15 protein-coding genes are annotated in these 15,077 nt (G+C 61.6%); 13 read left to right on the top strand and 2 right to left on the bottom strand.

All coding sequences use genetic code 11. The features are described from left to right. The 7 genes from GSM73_RS05250 to GSM73_RS05220 form a co-directional block, all read left to right on the top strand. Positions 1-356 (top strand): OprD family outer membrane porin (locus GSM73_RS05250; RefSeq protein ID WP_160891784.1); only part of this gene is annotated, 356 nt, incomplete at its 5' end. A 190-nt stretch (positions 357-546) separates the two neighbouring features. Further along, positions 547-1,368: an NAD(P)-dependent oxidoreductase gene (locus GSM73_RS05245; RefSeq protein ID WP_160891782.1), complete on the top strand. Its 822-nt coding sequence runs from the start codon at positions 547-549 to the stop codon at positions 1,366-1,368. A gap of 43 nt (positions 1,369-1,411) precedes the next feature. Then, positions 1,412-2,317 carry an SMP-30/gluconolactonase/LRE family protein gene (locus GSM73_RS05240; RefSeq protein ID WP_047227598.1) on the top strand — a complete coding sequence of 302 codons (906 nt, stop codon included), beginning with the start codon at positions 1,412-1,414 and terminating at the stop codon, positions 2,315-2,317. Between the two features lie 55 nt (positions 2,318-2,372). Then, the gene (locus GSM73_RS05235; RefSeq protein ID WP_047227599.1) at positions 2,373-3,350 is read left to right on the top strand and encodes a TRAP transporter substrate-binding protein; all 978 of its coding nucleotides are present in this window, start codon (positions 2,373-2,375) and stop codon (positions 3,348-3,350) included. A gap of 73 nt (positions 3,351-3,423) precedes the next feature. Further along, positions 3,424-3,951, top strand: coding sequence for a TRAP transporter small permease (locus GSM73_RS05230; protein WP_047227600.1), 528 nt, complete (start codon positions 3,424-3,426; stop codon positions 3,949-3,951). Next, entirely contained in the window at positions 3,951-5,231 is a 1,281-nt protein-coding gene (locus GSM73_RS05225; protein WP_047227601.1) for a TRAP transporter large permease, read from the top strand. Before GSM73_RS05230 ends, GSM73_RS05225 begins: the two co-directional genes overlap by 1 nt. Before the next feature lie 186 nt (positions 5,232-5,417). Then, positions 5,418-6,287: an aldose 1-epimerase gene (locus tag GSM73_RS05220; protein WP_047227602.1), complete on the top strand. Its 870-nt coding sequence runs from the start codon at positions 5,418-5,420 to the stop codon at positions 6,285-6,287. Positions 6,288-6,324: 37 nt separating this feature from the next. On the opposite strand, the gene bkdR is transcribed toward GSM73_RS05220, so the two are convergent. Next, a complete protein-coding gene (bkdR, locus tag GSM73_RS05215) occupies positions 6,325-6,813 on the bottom strand; it encodes a Bkd operon transcriptional regulator BkdR (protein WP_047227603.1) in 489 nt (162 codons plus the stop codon). Positions 6,814-7,005: 192 nt separating this feature from the next. Between bkdR and GSM73_RS05210 the strand changes: the two genes are divergently transcribed. From GSM73_RS05210 to GSM73_RS05190, 5 genes are all read left to right on the top strand, one after another. Beyond that, positions 7,006-8,241, top strand: coding sequence for a 3-methyl-2-oxobutanoate dehydrogenase (2-methylpropanoyl-transferring) subunit alpha (locus GSM73_RS05210; RefSeq protein ID WP_047227604.1), 1,236 nt, complete (start codon positions 7,006-7,008; stop codon positions 8,239-8,241). A 1-nt stretch (position 8,242) separates the two neighbouring features. Next, complete coding sequence (locus GSM73_RS05205; protein ID WP_047227605.1) at positions 8,243-9,301, top strand: alpha-ketoacid dehydrogenase subunit beta; 1,059 nt, start codon at positions 8,243-8,245, stop codon at positions 9,299-9,301. Beyond that, the gene (locus GSM73_RS05200) at positions 9,302-10,564 is read left to right on the top strand and encodes a dihydrolipoamide acetyltransferase family protein (RefSeq protein WP_160891780.1); all 1,263 of its coding nucleotides are present in this window, start codon (positions 9,302-9,304) and stop codon (positions 10,562-10,564) included. It begins immediately after the preceding gene. An 18-nt stretch (positions 10,565-10,582) separates the two neighbouring features. Further along, positions 10,583-11,965, top strand: coding sequence for a dihydrolipoyl dehydrogenase (lpdA, locus tag GSM73_RS05195; protein WP_160891778.1), 1,383 nt, complete (start codon positions 10,583-10,585; stop codon positions 11,963-11,965). A 244-nt stretch (positions 11,966-12,209) separates the two neighbouring features. Beyond that, entirely contained in the window at positions 12,210-13,229 is a 1,020-nt protein-coding gene (locus tag GSM73_RS05190) for a branched-chain amino acid aminotransferase (RefSeq protein ID WP_160891776.1), read from the top strand. A 54-nt stretch (positions 13,230-13,283) separates the two neighbouring features. Here GSM73_RS05190 and GSM73_RS05185 read toward each other — a convergent pair whose 3' ends face one another. Then, positions 13,284-14,213 (bottom strand): DMT family transporter, encoded by a 930-nt coding sequence (locus GSM73_RS05185; RefSeq protein WP_160891774.1) that lies wholly within the window; start codon positions 14,211-14,213, stop codon positions 13,284-13,286. 109 nt (positions 14,214-14,322) lie between these two features. Between GSM73_RS05185 and GSM73_RS05180 the strand changes: the two genes are divergently transcribed. After that, positions 14,323-15,077, top strand: a 755-nt coding sequence (locus tag GSM73_RS05180; protein ID WP_218575633.1) for a helix-turn-helix domain-containing protein, incomplete at its 3' end; no start/stop codon positions are given.

Genomic DNA, 15,077 nt, shown 5'->3' with positions numbered 1-15,077 from the left:
GGATGCGCGTCAACGGCACCAGCGGCGGCACCCTGGCCAACGACAGCTACAACTCCAGCTACGACAACGCCCAGGAAAAATCCTGGCAAGTGCGCCACGACTTCAACTTTGCCGCCGTCGGCGTACCGGGCCTGACCCTGATGAACCGCTACATCAGCGGTGACAACGTACACACCGGCACCATCACCGACGGTAAGGAATGGGGTCGCGAAAGCGAACTGGCCTACACCGTACAAAGCGGTGCGTTGAAGAGCCTCAATGTGAAATGGCGTAACGCGTCGATTCGTCGAGACTTCAGTAACAACGAGTTCGATGAAAACCGCTTGATCGTCAGCTACCCGATCTCGCTTCTTTAAGCCGGGATCGGTCGCCATGGCCGCTTTTCAAAAGGGCCATGGCGACGCGACAGCCAAAGGCAGGGACGCCGTTGTAGAGCGATTCGTCGATCAAACGTTGACAAGGTAGCGGTAGGATAAGGATATTCCCTCTCGGTCGTACGACAACTTATAACAACTGATACCTCTCACCGTTTGCTCAGGTAATTTCATGACTACGACACACATTCGCCACCCCTTCAATCGTCTGCTGCTGACCGGTGCTGCCGGCGGCCTGGGCAAAGTCTTGCGTGAACGCCTCAAGCCTTTCGCCCGTCACATTCGCCTGTCGGACATCGCCAACATGGCCCCGGCCATTGATGAAAGTGAAGAAGTGGTGCCGTGCGACCTGTCTGATAAACAGGCGGTGCATCAACTGGTGGAAGGCGTCGATGCCATTTTGCATTTCGGCGGTGTTTCGGTGGAGCGTCCGTTCGAAGAGATCCTCGGCGCCAACATCAGCGGCGTGTTCCACATCTATGAAGCCGCCCGCAAGCATGGCGTCAAGCGCGTGATTTTCGCCAGTTCCAACCACGTCATCGGTTTCTACAAGCAGGACGAGGCCCTCGACGCCCTATCCCCTCGCCGTCCGGATGGCTACTACGGCTTGTCCAAGTCCTACGGCGAAGACATGGCCAGTTTTTACTTCGATCGCTACGGCATCGAAACCGTGAGCATCCGCATTGGCTCGTCGTTCCCCGAGCCACAAAACCGCCGGATGATGAGCACCTGGCTGAGCTTCGACGATCTCACCCAACTGATCGAATGCTCGCTCTATACCCCGAAAGTCGGCCACACCGTGGTGTATGGCATGTCCGCCAACCGCGACGTCTGGTGGGACAACAGCCAGGCCGCGCACCTGGGCTACCAGCCCAAGGACAGCTCCGAAGTCTTCCGTGACAAGGTCGAAGCGCAGCCGATGCCAGCCGCCGATGACCCGGCCAGGGTCTACCAGGGTGGCGCCTTTGTCGCAGCCGGCCCGTTCGACGACTGATTCGCCTGTTTTTCATGGGATACGAACGAACCAAGGAATCGCCATGCAAGCCGAATTGATTGTCGATGCACGCAACGCCGTCGGTGAGAGCCCAGTGTGGGTTCCCGAGGAGAACGCCCTGTACTGGGTGGACATTCCCAGCGGTGGGTTGCAGTGCTGGAATGCCGGAACCGGACAGCTCAAAGGTTGGGAAACCCCCGAAATGCTCGCCTGCATCGCCCGTCACCAGGACGGGGGGTGGATCGCCGGCATGGAGAGCGGTTTCTTTCGCCTGCACCCCTTTGATGACGGCAGCCTGGACAGCGAATTGTGCGCCAGTGTCGAGCACGCCCGCACCGACATGCGCCTCAACGATGGCCGTTGCGACCGCCAGGGCCGCTTCTGGGCCGGCAGCATGGTGCTGAACATGGGGGCCAACGCCGACCAGGGGCGGATGTACCGCTTCGATGGCGGACAGCGCGGGCCGGTCGAGGCACAACTGAGCGGGTTCATCGTGCCCAATGGCCTGGGCTTCAGCCCCGATGGGCGCACGATGTACCTCTCCGACTCACATCCGTTGATCCAGCAGATCTGGGCTTTCGACTACGACATCGACAGCGGCACGCCCTCCAACCGACGGCTGTTCGTCGACATGATGCCCCTGGCCGGACGCCCGGACGGCGCGGCGGTGGACGCAGAAGGTTGCTATTGGATCTGCGCCAACGATGCCGGCCTCATCCATCGTTTCACCCCGGATGGCCGACTGGATCGCTCTTTGGCGGTGCCGGTGAAGAAACCGACGATGTGCGCCTTTGGCGGCAGCCGTCTGGACACCCTGTTCGTCACCTCGATCCGCCCTGGCGACGACACTGATCCGCAGTCCCTGGCCGGGGGCGTGTTTGCCCTCAACCCCGGCGTCAAGGGCCTTGCTGAAACGGCTTTCGGAGGATCGAAACACGCCGCCAACTGACCTGCATTGCCGCTTCATTCGATAGATATAAAAACAACAACACTGGAGATTGACCATGAATTTCAAACGCACGCTTCTGATCGCAGCCCTCCCCCTGGCCTTCCTTGCGCAAGCGGCACAGGCTCTTGAGATCAAGTTTGCCGATATCCACCCCGATGGCTATCCAACCGTGGAAGCGGAAAAAATCCTTGGCAAGACGCTGGTCGAGGAAAGCAAAGGCCAAAAAGACCCGTTCACCTTCAAGATGTATTCCGGCGGTGTGTTGGGCTCGGAAAAAGAAGTCATCGAGCAGCTTCAGGTCGGTGCCGTCCAGATGGCCCGCGTCAGCCTGGGCATCGTTGGGCCGGTGGTGCCGGACGTAAACGTCTTCAACATGCCATTCGTGTTCCGTGACCAGGCACACATGCGCAAGATCATCGACGGTGAAATCGGCCAGGAAATCCTCGACAAGATCACCAACTCGGAATTCAACCTGGTGGCCCTGGCCTGGATGGACGGCGGTACTCGCAACCTCTACACCAAGAAACCCGTGCACAAGCCCGAAGACATGCATGGCATGAAGATTCGCGTCATGGGCAACCCGATGTTCATCGAGACCCTCAACGCCATGGGCGGTAACGGGATTGCCATGGACACCGGTGAAATCTTCAGTGCTCTGCAGACCGGCGTGATCGACGGTGCGGAAAACAACCCGCCGACCATGCTCGAGCACAACCACTACCAGAACGCCAAGTACTACAGCTTGACCGGCCACCTGATCCTGCCGGAGCCGGTGGTGATGTCCAAGTTCACCTGGGAAAAACTCACCCCCGAGCAGCAAGCCCTGGTGAAAAAAGCGGCCAAGCAATCCCAGCTGGACGAGCGCGAATTGTGGGACAAGAAGACTGCCGCCAGTGAAGAGAAACTCAAGGCCGCGGGCGTTGAGTTCATCACCGTCGACAAGAAACCCTTCTATGACGCCACCGCACCGATCCGGGCCAAATACGGTGCACCGTACGCCGACCTGATCAAGCGTATCGAAGCCGTTCAGTAACACCTCTTAATCTGTACTTGAAAAGGCCAGGTGCGCCCGATGTCACGGGCGCGCCCGGTTACGGTGGAACCCGATGAAGAATTTGCTGCTGCGCATCAACGACAAGATTTACATGACTTGCATCTGGGTCGCCGGCCTCTCTGTCCTGGCAATTGCTCTGATGATTCCCTGGGGCGTGTTCGCCCGCTACGTGCTGGGTACCGGCTCAAGCTGGCCGGAACCCACCGCGATTTTGCTGATGATCGTGTTCACGTTCATCGGCGCCGCCGCCAGTTACCGCGCTGGTGCGCACATGGCCGTGGACATGCTCACCAACCGCCTGCCCCCTCACTTGAAAACCGCGGCATCGGTGTTTTCCCAACTGCTGATGGCGGTGATCTGCATCTTCATGATCAGCGGCGGCACCAAACTCTGCCTGTCCACCTGGAACCAGTACATGAGCGCCCTGCCCACACTGCGGGTCGGCATCACGTACATGCCCATACCGGTCGGTGGTTTTCTGACCCTGATTTTTGTCCTGGAAAAACTCTTGCTCGGTGATCAGAGCAAGCGCCGGGTCGTGCAGTTCGACCTGGTCGAAGAAAGTGAAGGTGCCGCTTAATGGACGCTCTGATTCTGCTGGGCAGTTTTTTCCTGTTGATCCTGATCGGCATGCCGGTCGCCTACGCCCTGGGTGCCGCTGCGCTGATCGGCGCGTGGTGGATCGATATTCCATTCCAGGCCGTGATGATCCAGGTCGCGGGCGGGGTGAATAAATTTTCGTTGCTGGCCATTCCGTTCTTCGTCCTGGCCGGTGCAATCATGGCCGAGGGTGGTATGTCTCGCCGGCTGGTGGCCTTCGCCGGTGTGCTGGTGGGTTTCGTGCGCGGCGGTCTGTCACTGGTCAACCTCATGGCCTCGACGTTCTTCGGTGCCATTTCCGGATCCTCAGTGGCCGACACCGCCTCGGTGGGTTCGGTACTGATCCCGGAGATGGAACGCCGCGGCTACCCGCGGGAGTTCTCCACCGCAGTGACCGTCAGTGGTTCGGTACAAGCCCTGCTGACCCCGCCCAGCCATAACGCGGTGCTGTACTCCCTGGCAGCCGGCGGTACGGTTTCCATCGGTGCGCTGTTCATGGCCGGCATCGTGCCGGGCCTGCTGATGAACGCCTGCCTGATGGTGCTGTGCCTGATCTTCGCGAAGAAGCGCAACTACCCCAAGGGCGAAGTGATTCCCCTCAAGCAGGCACTGAAAATCTGCCGGGAAGCCATGTGGGGCATGATGACCATGTTCATCATCCTCGGCGGCATCCTCTCGGGTGTTTTCACCGCCACCGAATCGGCCGCCATCGCTGTGCTCTGGGCATTCTTCGTGACCATGTGCATTTACCGCGACTACAAGTGGAGTGAGTTGCCGAAACTGATGCATCGCACGGTGCGTACCATCTCGATCGTGATGATCCTGATCGGCTTCGCCGCCAGCTTCGGCTACATCATGACGCTGATGCAGATCCCGGCGAAAATCACCACCCTGTTCCTGACCATCTCCGACAACCGCTACGTGATCCTGATGTGCATCAACGCGATGCTGCTGGTCCTGGGTACGGTGATGGACATGGCGCCGCTGATCCTGATCCTGACCCCGATCCTGATGCCGGTGATCATGGGCATCGGCGTGGACCCGGTGCAGTTCGGCATGATTATGCTGGTGAACCTGGGTATCGGGCTCATTACTCCGCCGGTGGGAGCAGTGCTGTTCGTCGGCTCCGCCATTGGCAAGGTCAGTATCGAAAGCACCGTCAAGGCCCTGCTGCCGTTCTACGGCGTGCTGTTTCTGGTGTTGCTGGCCGTGACCTACATTCCGGCGATCTCGCTGTGGTTGCCGCGTCTGGTGCTGTAAGAAACAACAACCATCCCCTTGTGGGAGCAAGGCTTGCCCGCGATGAAGATGACGCAGTCTCCCAGGAAACCGAGGAGCCTGCATCGCGAGCAAGCTTTGCTCCCACAAGTCCTCGCCACAGGGTTCGCACACAAAAATCCGGTTTTCCCCACAACCGTTTTTTCAACCTTGCTAAACAAGGTCACCATGACGCCTCCCCTTCTCCACCTCGAAGACGAACTGACCCGCCTCACCCTGGCCCCGCACCTGGGCGCCAGTCTCGTTGAATGGACATTGCGCAGCACTGGTGCTCCCCTGTTACGCCCGCCCGCGCCGCAAGCGCTGGAAAACGGCCTGCCGGGCAAACTCGGCTGCTTCCCGCTGATCCCATGGTCGAACCGGATCGCCCAGGGCGGTTTCGATTGCCCCGGCGGCTGGCTCGGTCTGGACGCCAACAGCCCCAACGACCCGTTCCCGATCCATGGCAGCGCCTGGCAACAACCGTGGCAAGTGATAGAGCAAAGCGCCCAGGAAGCCTTGTTGCAACTCGACAGCCAACATCCATTCGCCTATTGCGCCAGCCTGCGGATTCGCTTGAGCGGCGGTCAGTTACAGATCGCGATGCACGTCACCCACCTGGCCGAACAGGCCGCGTGGCACGGGCTGGGTTTGCACCCGTACTTCCCGCGCACTGCTGGCACACGCCTGCAAACCCGTGCGACCGAAGTCTGGATGTGCGATGAGAAAAAACTGCCAACCACGTTGGGCAGCGTTCCTCGAATCTGGGACTTCCAACAACCCCGCTTGCTGCCGGACACACTGGTGGACAACGGCTTTGGCGGCTGGGACGGGCATTGCCTGATCCAGCAACCGGACCTGGGTTATGAGCTGGAATGCCGAGCCAGCGGCAGCGAATACTTCCTGCTGTACTGTCCCGTGGGCCTGGATTTCTTTTGCATCGAGCCGGTCAGCCATCCGGTCAATGCCCACCACCTGCCAGGGCGGCCAGGGTTGCGCTTGCTGGAGCAAGGGCAGTCAGTGACGCTGGGGTTTTCGATGCAGTGTCGACTCCTGTAACCCCTCCAGACAGGTTTCTCTCCCGCTCGGCTGGGCGTCAGGTCCCCAAGGTCAAACCGTTGGCTGGCAACGGCAGCGCCGTTTTATATCGAACCTGCTTGAGCGCAAAGCTCGAACGGATATTCGCCACCCCCGGGACCTTGGTCAGAAAGTCCATCATGAAGCGCTCCAGCGACTGGATCGACGGCACCAACACGCGGATCAGGTAATCCGGGTCGCCTGCCATCAGGTAGCACTCCATCACCTCCGGTCGGTCGGAGATCGCCTCTTCGAAGTGCTGCAACGCCTCCTCCACTTGTTTTTCCAGGCTCACGTGGATGAACACGTTGACATGCAGGCCCAGCAGATCGGCATCCAGCAGCGTGACTTGCTCGCGTATCACCCCCAGCTCCTCCATGGCCCGGACCCGGTTGAAGCAAGGCGTGGGCGATAGATTGACCGACCGGGCAAGCTCGGCGTTGGTGATGCGGGCGTTTTCCTGAAGGCTGTTCAGAATGCCGATGTCGGTGCGATCCAATTTACGCATGAGACAAATAATCCTGTTTTTTATCGTTGTGCAGATTTTTTATCTGCAAATGATCTGAACAGCAACCCAACAGAGAAAAATATTCTTCTGCGTCGAGCCTATGATTGTTGTAGGACAATTTTCCTTACCCGGGAAAGTTCGTCAGCTAGCGCGCCCACTACAAGAAATTCACAAGATCGAGCGTAGAAAGCCATGAACCCAGCGTATGAACCGCTACGCCTGCACGTCCCCGAACCCTCGGGCCGTCCCGGCTGCCAGACCGACTTCTCCTACCTGCATCTGAGCGATGCCGGCACGGTGCGCAAACCCTCCATCGACGTTGAGCCGTCCGACACGGCCGACCTGGCCCGCGGGCTGATTCGCGTGCTCGATGACCAGGGCAATGCCCACGGTCCATGGGCCGAAGACGTGCCTCTCGAGATCCTGCGCAAAGGCATGCGCGCCATGCTCAAGACGCGCATCTACGACAACCGCATGGTGGTCGCCCAGCGCCAGAAAAAAATGTCGTTCTACATGCAGAGCCTCGGCGAGGAAGCCATCGGCAGCGGCCAGGCCCTGGCGCTGAACATCGATGACATGTGCTTCCCCACCTATCGCCAGCAAAGCATCCTGATGGCCCGTGAGGTGCCGTTGGTGGGCATGATCTGCCAACTGCTGTCCAACGAGCGCGATCCGCTCAAGGGCCGGCAGTTGCCGATCATGTACTCGGTCAAGGACGCCGGTTTTTTCACCATCTCCGGCAACCTCGCCACGCAATTCATCCAGGGCGTGGGCTGGGGCATGGCCTCGGCGATCAAGGGCGACACCAAGATCGCCTCGGCCTGGATCGGTGACGGCGCCACCGCCGAATCGGACTTCCACACCGCCCTGACCTTCGCGCACGTCTACCGGGCGCCGGTGATCCTCAACGTGGTCAACAACCAGTGGGCGATCTCCACCTTCCAGGCCATTGCCGGCGGTGAAGCCACCACCTTCGCCGGACGCGGCGTCGGCTGCGGCATCGCTTCGCTGCGGGTGGATGGCAACGACTTCATGGCGGTCTACGCCGCTTCGCGCTGGGCCGCCGAACGCGCCCGCCGCAACCTCGGCCCGGCGCTGATCGAATGGGTGACCTACCGCGCCGGCCCGCACTCCACTTCCGATGATCCGTCCAAATACCGTCCCGCCGACGACTGGAGCCACTTCCCGCTGGGCGACCCGATTGCGCGCCTCAAGCAGCACCTGGTGAAAATCGGCCACTGGTCCGAAGAGGAACATGCCGCCGTCACCGCCGAACTCGAAGCCGAGGTGATCGCCGCGCAGAAGGAAGCCGAGCAGTACGGCACCCTTGCTGGCGGGCAGATCCCAAGCGCCGCGACCATGTTCGAAGACGTCTACAAAGAGATGCCGGAGCACTTGAAGCGCCAGCGTCAGGAGTTGGGGATCTGACATGAACGATCACAACAACAATATCCAGCTGGACACCGCCATGACCACTACCACCATGACCATGATCCAGGCCCTGCGCTCGGCCATGGACGTGATGCTCGAGCGCGACGACAACGTCGTGGTGTTCGGCCAGGACGTGGGCTACTTCGGCGGCGTGTTCCGCTGCACCGAAGGCCTGCAGAATAAATACGGCACCTCGCGGGTGTTCGACGCGCCGATTTCCGAGAGCGGTATCGTCGGCGTGGCCGTGGGCATGGGCGCCTACGGGTTGCGGCCGGTGGCCGAGATCCAGTTCGCCGACTACGTCTACCCGGCCTCGGACCAGATCATTTCCGAAGCGGCGCGCCTGCGCTATCGCTCGGCCGGCGAGTTCACCGCGCCGATGACCCTGCGCATGCCCTGCGGCGGCGGCATCTATGGCGGCCAGACCCACAGCCAGAGCATCGAAGCGATGTTCACCCAGGTTTGCGGCTTGCGCACCGTCATGCCGTCGAACCCTTACGACGCCAAAGGCCTGCTGATCGCCTCCATCGAAAACGATGACCCGGTGATTTTCCTCGAACCCAAGCGCCTGTATAACGGCCCCTTCGACGGCCACCACGACCGCCCGGTAACCCCATGGTCGAAACACCCGTCGGCGCAGGTGCCGGACGGCTACTACACAGTGCCGCTGGATGTCGCCGCCATCACCCGCCCGGGCAAGGACGTGACCATCCTCACCTACGGCACCACGGTGTATGTGTCCCAGGCCGCCGCCGAAGAAACCGGCATCGACGCCGAAGTCATCGACCTGCGCAGCCTCTGGCCGCTGGACCTTGAGACCATCGTCAAATCCGTGAAAAAAACTGGCCGCTGTGTGGTCGTCCACGAAGCCACCCGCACCTGCGGTTTCGGCGCCGAGCTGGTGTCGTTGGTGCAAGAACACTGCTTCCACCACCTGGAAGCGCCCATCGAGCGTGTCACCGGTTGGGACACCCCCTACCCGCACGCGCAGGAATGGGCGTATTTCCCAGGGCCGTCCCGTGTGGGCGCGGCGTTGAAACGGGTCATGGAGGTCTGAATGGGCACGCACGTTATCAAGATGCCGGACATTGGCGAAGGCATCGCCGAAGTTGAACTGTCGGTGTGGCACGTCAAGGTTGGCGACATGGTGGTCGAAGACCAGGTGCTCGCCGATGTCATGACCGACAAGGCGATGGTGGACATCCCCTCGCCAGTACACGGTCGGGTGATCGCCCTGGGTGGCGAGCCCGGCGAAGTCATGGCGGTGGGCAGCGAACTGATCCGTATTGAAGTCGAAGGTGCCGGCAACCTCAAGGAATCGGCGCAACCCGCCGTCGCCGCGCCAGCGCCGAAACCCGCGCTGGTGGCAACGCCTGAGCCGACGATAGAACAACCCGCTGCTGCGCCACGCCCCGCGCCGCAAGCGCCGGTGGCCCGCGATCCGGACGAGCGGCCGCTGGCCTCCCCGGCCGTACGCAAACACGCGCTGGACCTGGGCATTCAACTGCGTCTGGTCCAGGGCAGTGGCCCGGCCGGGCGTATCCTGCATGAAGACCTCGAAGCCTATCTGGCGCAGGGTTCATCGACCCCGGCCAAAGGCGGCTCGGGTTATGCCGAACGCCACGACGAACAGCAGATCCCGGTGATCGGCATGCGCCGCAAGATCGCCCAGCGCATGCAGGAAGCGACCCAGCGCGCCGCGCATTTCAGCTACGTCGAGGAAATCGACGTCACCGCCCTGGAAGAGCTGCGGGTGCATTTGAATGAAAAGCACGGTGCCCATCGCGGCAAGCTGACCTTGCTGCCATTCCTGGTCCGCGCCTTGGTCGTAGCCTTGCGGGACTTCCCGCAAATGAACGCCCGTTATGACGACGAGGCCCAGGTCATCCACCGTTCGGGCGCTGTGCATGTCGGCGTCGCCACCCAGAGCGATGTGGGCCTGATGGTGCCGGTGGTGCGTCACGCCGAAGCCCGTAGCTTGTGGGACAGCGCGGCAGAAATCTCGCGTCTGGCAACGGCGGCCCGCAATGGCAAAGCCAGCCGCGATGAGCTGTCCGGCTCGACCATCACCCTGACCAGCCTCGGTGCGTTGGGCGGCATCGTCAGCACCCCAGTGCTGAACCTGCCGGAAGTGGCGATCGTCGGCGTGAACAAGATTGTCGAACGGCCCATGGTGATCAAAGGCCAGATCGTGATCCGCAAGATGATGAACCTCTCCAGTTCCTTCGATCACCGAGTGGTCGACGGCATGGACGCGGCGCAATTCATCCAGGCCCTGCGCGGCCTGCTCGAACAGCCCGCCACGCTGTTTGTGGACTAATCATCAATGGAGCAGGCCATGCAAACTTTGAACACCACGCTGCTGATCATCGGCGGCGGCCCCGGCGGCTATGTGGCGGCGATTCGCGCCGGCCAGTTGGGCATCCCGACCATTCTGGTGGAAGGCCAGGCGTTGGGCGGAACTTGCCTGAACATCGGCTGCATCCCATCCAAGGCGTTGATTCACGTCGCCGAGCAGTTCCATCAGACACGGCACCACAGCCAGGGCTCGGCCCTGGGTATCACGGTGTCAGCGCCAAGCCTGGACATCGGCAAGAGCGTGGAATGGAAGGACGGCATCGTCGATCGGCTGACCACCGGCGTCGCGACCCTGCTGAAAAAGCACAAGGTCCAGGTCATTCACGGCTGGGCCAACGTAGTCGATGGCAAAACCGTTGACGTCGGCGACACCCGCATCCAGTGCGAACACCTGCTGCTGGCCACCGGTTCGAAAAGCGTCGAGCTGCCGATGCTGCCGATTGGCGGGCCGATCATTTCCTCCACCGAAGCCCTCGCCCCGACCTCGGTGCCCAAGCACCTGGTGGTGGTGGGCGGTGGCTACATCGGCCTGGAACTGGGCATCGCCTACCGCAAGCTCGGCGCCGAAGTCAGCGTGGTCGAGGCCCAGGAACGGATCCTGCCAGCCTACGACGGCGAACTGACCCAACCGGTGCACGAGGCGCTCAAGCAGTTGGGCGTGAAGCTGTACCTCAAGCACAGCGTCGAAGGTTTCGATGCCCAGGCCAGCACGTTGCAAGTGCGCGATCCCGCTGGCGGGACGCTGAACCTGGAGACCGACCGGGTGCTGGTGGCCGTTGGTCGCAGACCCAACACCCAGGGTTGGAACCTCGAAGCGTTGGACTTGGCGATGAACGGTTCGGCGGTGAAAATCGACAACCGTTGCCAGACCAGCATGCGCAATGTCTGGGCCATCGGTGATTTGAGCGGCGAGCCGATGCTCGCTCACCGGGCCATGGCTCAGGGCGAAATGGTCGCCGAACTGATCGCGGGTCAGCATCGCGAGTTCAACCCGACGGCCATCGCAGCGGTGTGCTTCACCGATCCGGATCTGGTGGTGGTCGGCCAGACGCCGGACGAGGCCAAGGCCGCCGGGCTCGACTGCATCGTTTCCAGCTTCCCGTTCGCCGCCAATGGCCGGGCCATGACCCTGGAATCGAAAAGTGGCTTCGTGCGGGTCGTGGCACGGCGGGACAATCACCTGATCGTCGGTTGGCAAGCGGTCGGCGTTGGCGTCTCGGAGCTGTCCACCGCGTTCGGCCAGTCCCTGGAAATGGGCGCACGCCTGGAAGACATCGCCGGCACCATCCACGCCCACCCGACGCTGGGCGAGGCGGTGCAGGAAGCGGCGTTGCGAGCGTTGGGGCATGCGTTGCATCTGTAACAGTTGTGGGTGAATAACCTTGTGGCGAGGGGATTTATCCCCGCTGGGTTGCGCAGCAACCCCAAAACCTGTCACCGCCGGGCGTCAGATATCTGAGCTAATGGGGCTGCTTCGCAGCCCAGCGGGGATAAATCCCCTCGCCACAGGCTGCGAAACACCCCTGGAATGAAGTATTGTTGTCCCCATCCAAAAAACGTCAGAAGCCTTGAACCGTTTCGACGGTTGTTAAGAAATAGAGGGTGTCATGGGTAACGAGAGCATCAATTGGGACAAACTGGGCTTTGACTACATCAAGACCGACAAGCGCTACCTGTCGCACTGGCGCGATGGCGCCTGGGACGCCGGCACCCTGACCGACGACAACGTGCTGCACATCAGCGAGGGCTCCACAGCCCTGCACTACGGTCAGCAGTGTTTCGAAGGCCTGAAGGCCTATCGCTGCAAGGACGGTTCGATCAACCTGTTCCGCCCTGACCAGAACGCCGCCCGCATGCAGCGCAGCTGCGACCGCCTGCTGATGCCGTCCGTCGAGACCGAGCAGTTCGTCGAAGCCTGCAAGCAAGTGGTCCGCGCCAACGAGCGCTTCATCCCGCCTTATGGCACTGGCGGCGCGTTGTACCTGCGCCCGTTCGTGATCGGCGTGGGTGACAACATCGGCGTGCGCACCGCACCCGAGTTCATCTTCTCGATCTTCTGCATCCCGGTCGGCGCCTACTTCAAGGGCGGCCTGACCCCGCACAACTTCCTGATCTCCAGCTACGACCGCGCCGCGCCGCAAGGCACCGGCGCGGCCAAGGTCGGTGGCAACTACGCCGCCAGCCTGATGCCCGGCTCCCAGGCCAAGAAGGCCAGTTTCGCCGACTGCATCTACCTGGACCCGATGACCCACTCGAAAATCGAGGAAGTCGGCTCGGCGAACTTCTTCGGCATCACCCATGACAACAAATTCGTCACCCCCAAATCCCCTTCGGTCCTGCCGGGCATCACCCGCCTGTCGCTGATCGAACTGGCCAAATCGCGCCTGGGCCTGGAAGTGATCGAAGGCGACGTGTTCATCGACAAACTGTCGGACTTCAAGGAAGCCGGCGCCTGCGGTACCGCTGCGGTCATCACTCCGATTGGCGGCATCAGCTACAAGGACAAGCTGCACGTGTTCCACAGCGAAACCGAAGTCGGCCCGATCACCCAGAAGCTCTACAAAGAGCTGACCGGCGTGCAGACCGGCGACGTGGAAGCGCCGGCTGGCTGGATCGTCAAGGTCTAAGCAGCGCTCATGTGGCGAGGGAGCTTGCTCCCTCGCCACATGGGTTTGTCTCCCTTACTCCCGCCGCAAAACCAGCCATCGCCCCCAACGCTGGCGAAACCATCCGTAACCGCTGACCAGCAGAATCCCACTCAATACCAAAGCCGCGCCGACGATGAAGTTCGGCTCCAGCGGTTCATCCAATAACCAGACACCAAAACCGATGCCAAACAGCGGCGTCATGAACGACAGCACCCCCAACTGCGAAGCCAGGTAGCGGCGCAGCAGGGAAAACCAGATCAGAAAACTGGCGAAAGACACCAGCAACACTTGAAAGGCCAGGCTGGCCAGCAGTTGCGGTGTGGGGTTGATCGACGTTTGCCCCAGCACCACCGACATCCCTACCAGCAGCACCCCGGCGCCGACCAATTGGTACAGCAACGTCTGGCTGGCGGGCAGGTTCGTCAAGCGTGAACAACGCACCGTCACCGTCGTAGCCCCCCAGAGCGCACCGGCCAGCAGCCCCATGCCGTCACCCAGTAACGAACTGCCGTTCGCCGCCCCCGTCCCTCCGCTGAACGCCACGACAATACCGCCGAATGCCACGGCGATACCCAGCCATTGCAGAGGTTTTAGACGTTCGCTCGGCAGTTTCCAGTGCAGGCCCAGAGCGGCGAACATCGGCGCGGTGTAGAGGAAAATCACCATGTGCGAAGCCGTCGTATGGCGTAGGCCTTCACCCACCATCACGAACTCCAGGGCAAACAACAGCCCCACCAACAGGCCGGGACGCCAACTGCCATCGGCCAGGGACAGGCGTTCACCGCGCGCCAGCACCAACAGCCAGACCAGTACCGCAGCGATGGCCGAGCGCACGCCCAGTTGCAGCATCGGCGCCATGTCGGCGGCGCTGGCCTTGATCGCGACTTGCTGGAAACCCCAGATGGCACAGAGGCCCGTCATCAGGGCACTGACCTGGCCATCCAGGGCGCGGCGGGGGGTCATGGGAAAGGTCCTTGGGCAGAAATGGATGAAAGGATTGTCTGCCTGACACCTTTGCTGGATATAGTGATTACCCGACAAGCCATCCCGGTAATCCGCCATTACGGTCGATATGCAGCCTCCAGCTCAACATCTGAAGATTCCTCCGTTCGACGCGGCCCTGCCCTCGCCGATTTTCTTTCGCAGCGCCTGCATGCCGGCCCACGCCACTTACCCTCGGCACCGGCATGCCTGGGGAGAGTTCGTCTACTCCTACAGTGGGGTGATGGAAATCGAGATCGCCCAGCACCATTACCTGGCACCACCGCAGTACGGCATCTGGTTACCGCCGGACATGGAACACGTTGGGTTCAATCGGCATGAAGCCTGTCATTGTTCGTTGTACCTGGCGGCCGAACTGTGCGCTGCGCTGCCGGCCGTACCTTGCGCGCTGACCTTGAGCCCGCTGATCCGCGCGTTGCTGGAAGAGCTGCGCAGCGACCCGCCGAGCCAACCTCAGACGCCCGAGCAGCAGCGCTTGTTGCAGGTGCTGGTGGACAAGCTGATCCAGGCGCCTCATGCCGGCAGTTACTTGCCCTCCTCGGATGATCCACTGCTGGGCCCCGTGTTGCGGACCCTTGAGGCGAATCCCAGCGACCCACGCTCCTTGCCGCAACTGGCCCGCGCCGCCAACACCACCGAACGCACACTGATGCGCCGGGCCCAGCGGGACCTGGGCATGTCACTGGTGGAATGGCGCCAGCGTCTGAAGGTCATCGAAGCCCTGGCCCTGCTCGAACGTGGCCAGAGCGTGGAAACCATCGGCCTGGACCTGGGCTACAGCAGCGCCTCGGCGTTCATCAGCATGTTTCGCAAAATGATGGGTAC

It is taken from the genome of Pseudomonas sp. PICF6 (assembly GCF_009831705.1).
Lineage (GTDB): Bacteria > Pseudomonadota > Gammaproteobacteria > Pseudomonadales > Pseudomonadaceae > Aquipseudomonas > Aquipseudomonas rhizophila.
Note: the sequence above shows the minus strand (reverse complement) of the source record. Positions and strands in the feature narration are given on the sequence as shown.

Excerpts from the sequence above, each read along its gene's own strand:
- GSM73_RS05245 (WP_160891782.1), top strand. The coding sequence starts at position 547 with ATGACTACGACACACATTCGCCACCCCTTCAATCGTCTGCTGCTGACC.
- GSM73_RS05240 (WP_047227598.1), top strand. The coding sequence starts at position 1,412 with ATGCAAGCCGAATTGATTGTCGATGCACGCAACGCCGTCGGTGAGAGC.
- GSM73_RS05235 (WP_047227599.1), top strand. The coding sequence starts at position 2,373 with ATGAATTTCAAACGCACGCTTCTGATCGCAGCCCTCCCCCTGGCCTTC.
- GSM73_RS05230 (WP_047227600.1), top strand. The coding sequence starts at position 3,424 with ATGAAGAATTTGCTGCTGCGCATCAACGACAAGATTTACATGACTTGC.
- GSM73_RS05225 (WP_047227601.1), top strand. The coding sequence starts at position 3,951 with ATGGACGCTCTGATTCTGCTGGGCAGTTTTTTCCTGTTGATCCTGATC.
- GSM73_RS05220 (WP_047227602.1), top strand. The coding sequence starts at position 5,418 with ATGACGCCTCCCCTTCTCCACCTCGAAGACGAACTGACCCGCCTCACC.
- bkdR (WP_047227603.1), bottom strand. The coding sequence starts at position 6,813 with ATGCGTAAATTGGATCGCACCGACATCGGCATTCTGAACAGCCTTCAG.
- GSM73_RS05210 (WP_047227604.1), top strand. The coding sequence starts at position 7,006 with ATGAACCCAGCGTATGAACCGCTACGCCTGCACGTCCCCGAACCCTCG.
- GSM73_RS05205 (WP_047227605.1), top strand. The coding sequence starts at position 8,243 with ATGAACGATCACAACAACAATATCCAGCTGGACACCGCCATGACCACT.
- GSM73_RS05200 (WP_160891780.1), top strand. The coding sequence starts at position 9,302 with ATGGGCACGCACGTTATCAAGATGCCGGACATTGGCGAAGGCATCGCC.
- lpdA (WP_160891778.1), top strand. The coding sequence starts at position 10,583 with ATGCAAACTTTGAACACCACGCTGCTGATCATCGGCGGCGGCCCCGGC.
- GSM73_RS05190 (WP_160891776.1), top strand. The coding sequence starts at position 12,210 with ATGGGTAACGAGAGCATCAATTGGGACAAACTGGGCTTTGACTACATC.
- GSM73_RS05185 (WP_160891774.1), bottom strand. The coding sequence starts at position 14,213 with ATGACCCCCCGCCGCGCCCTGGATGGCCAGGTCAGTGCCCTGATGACG.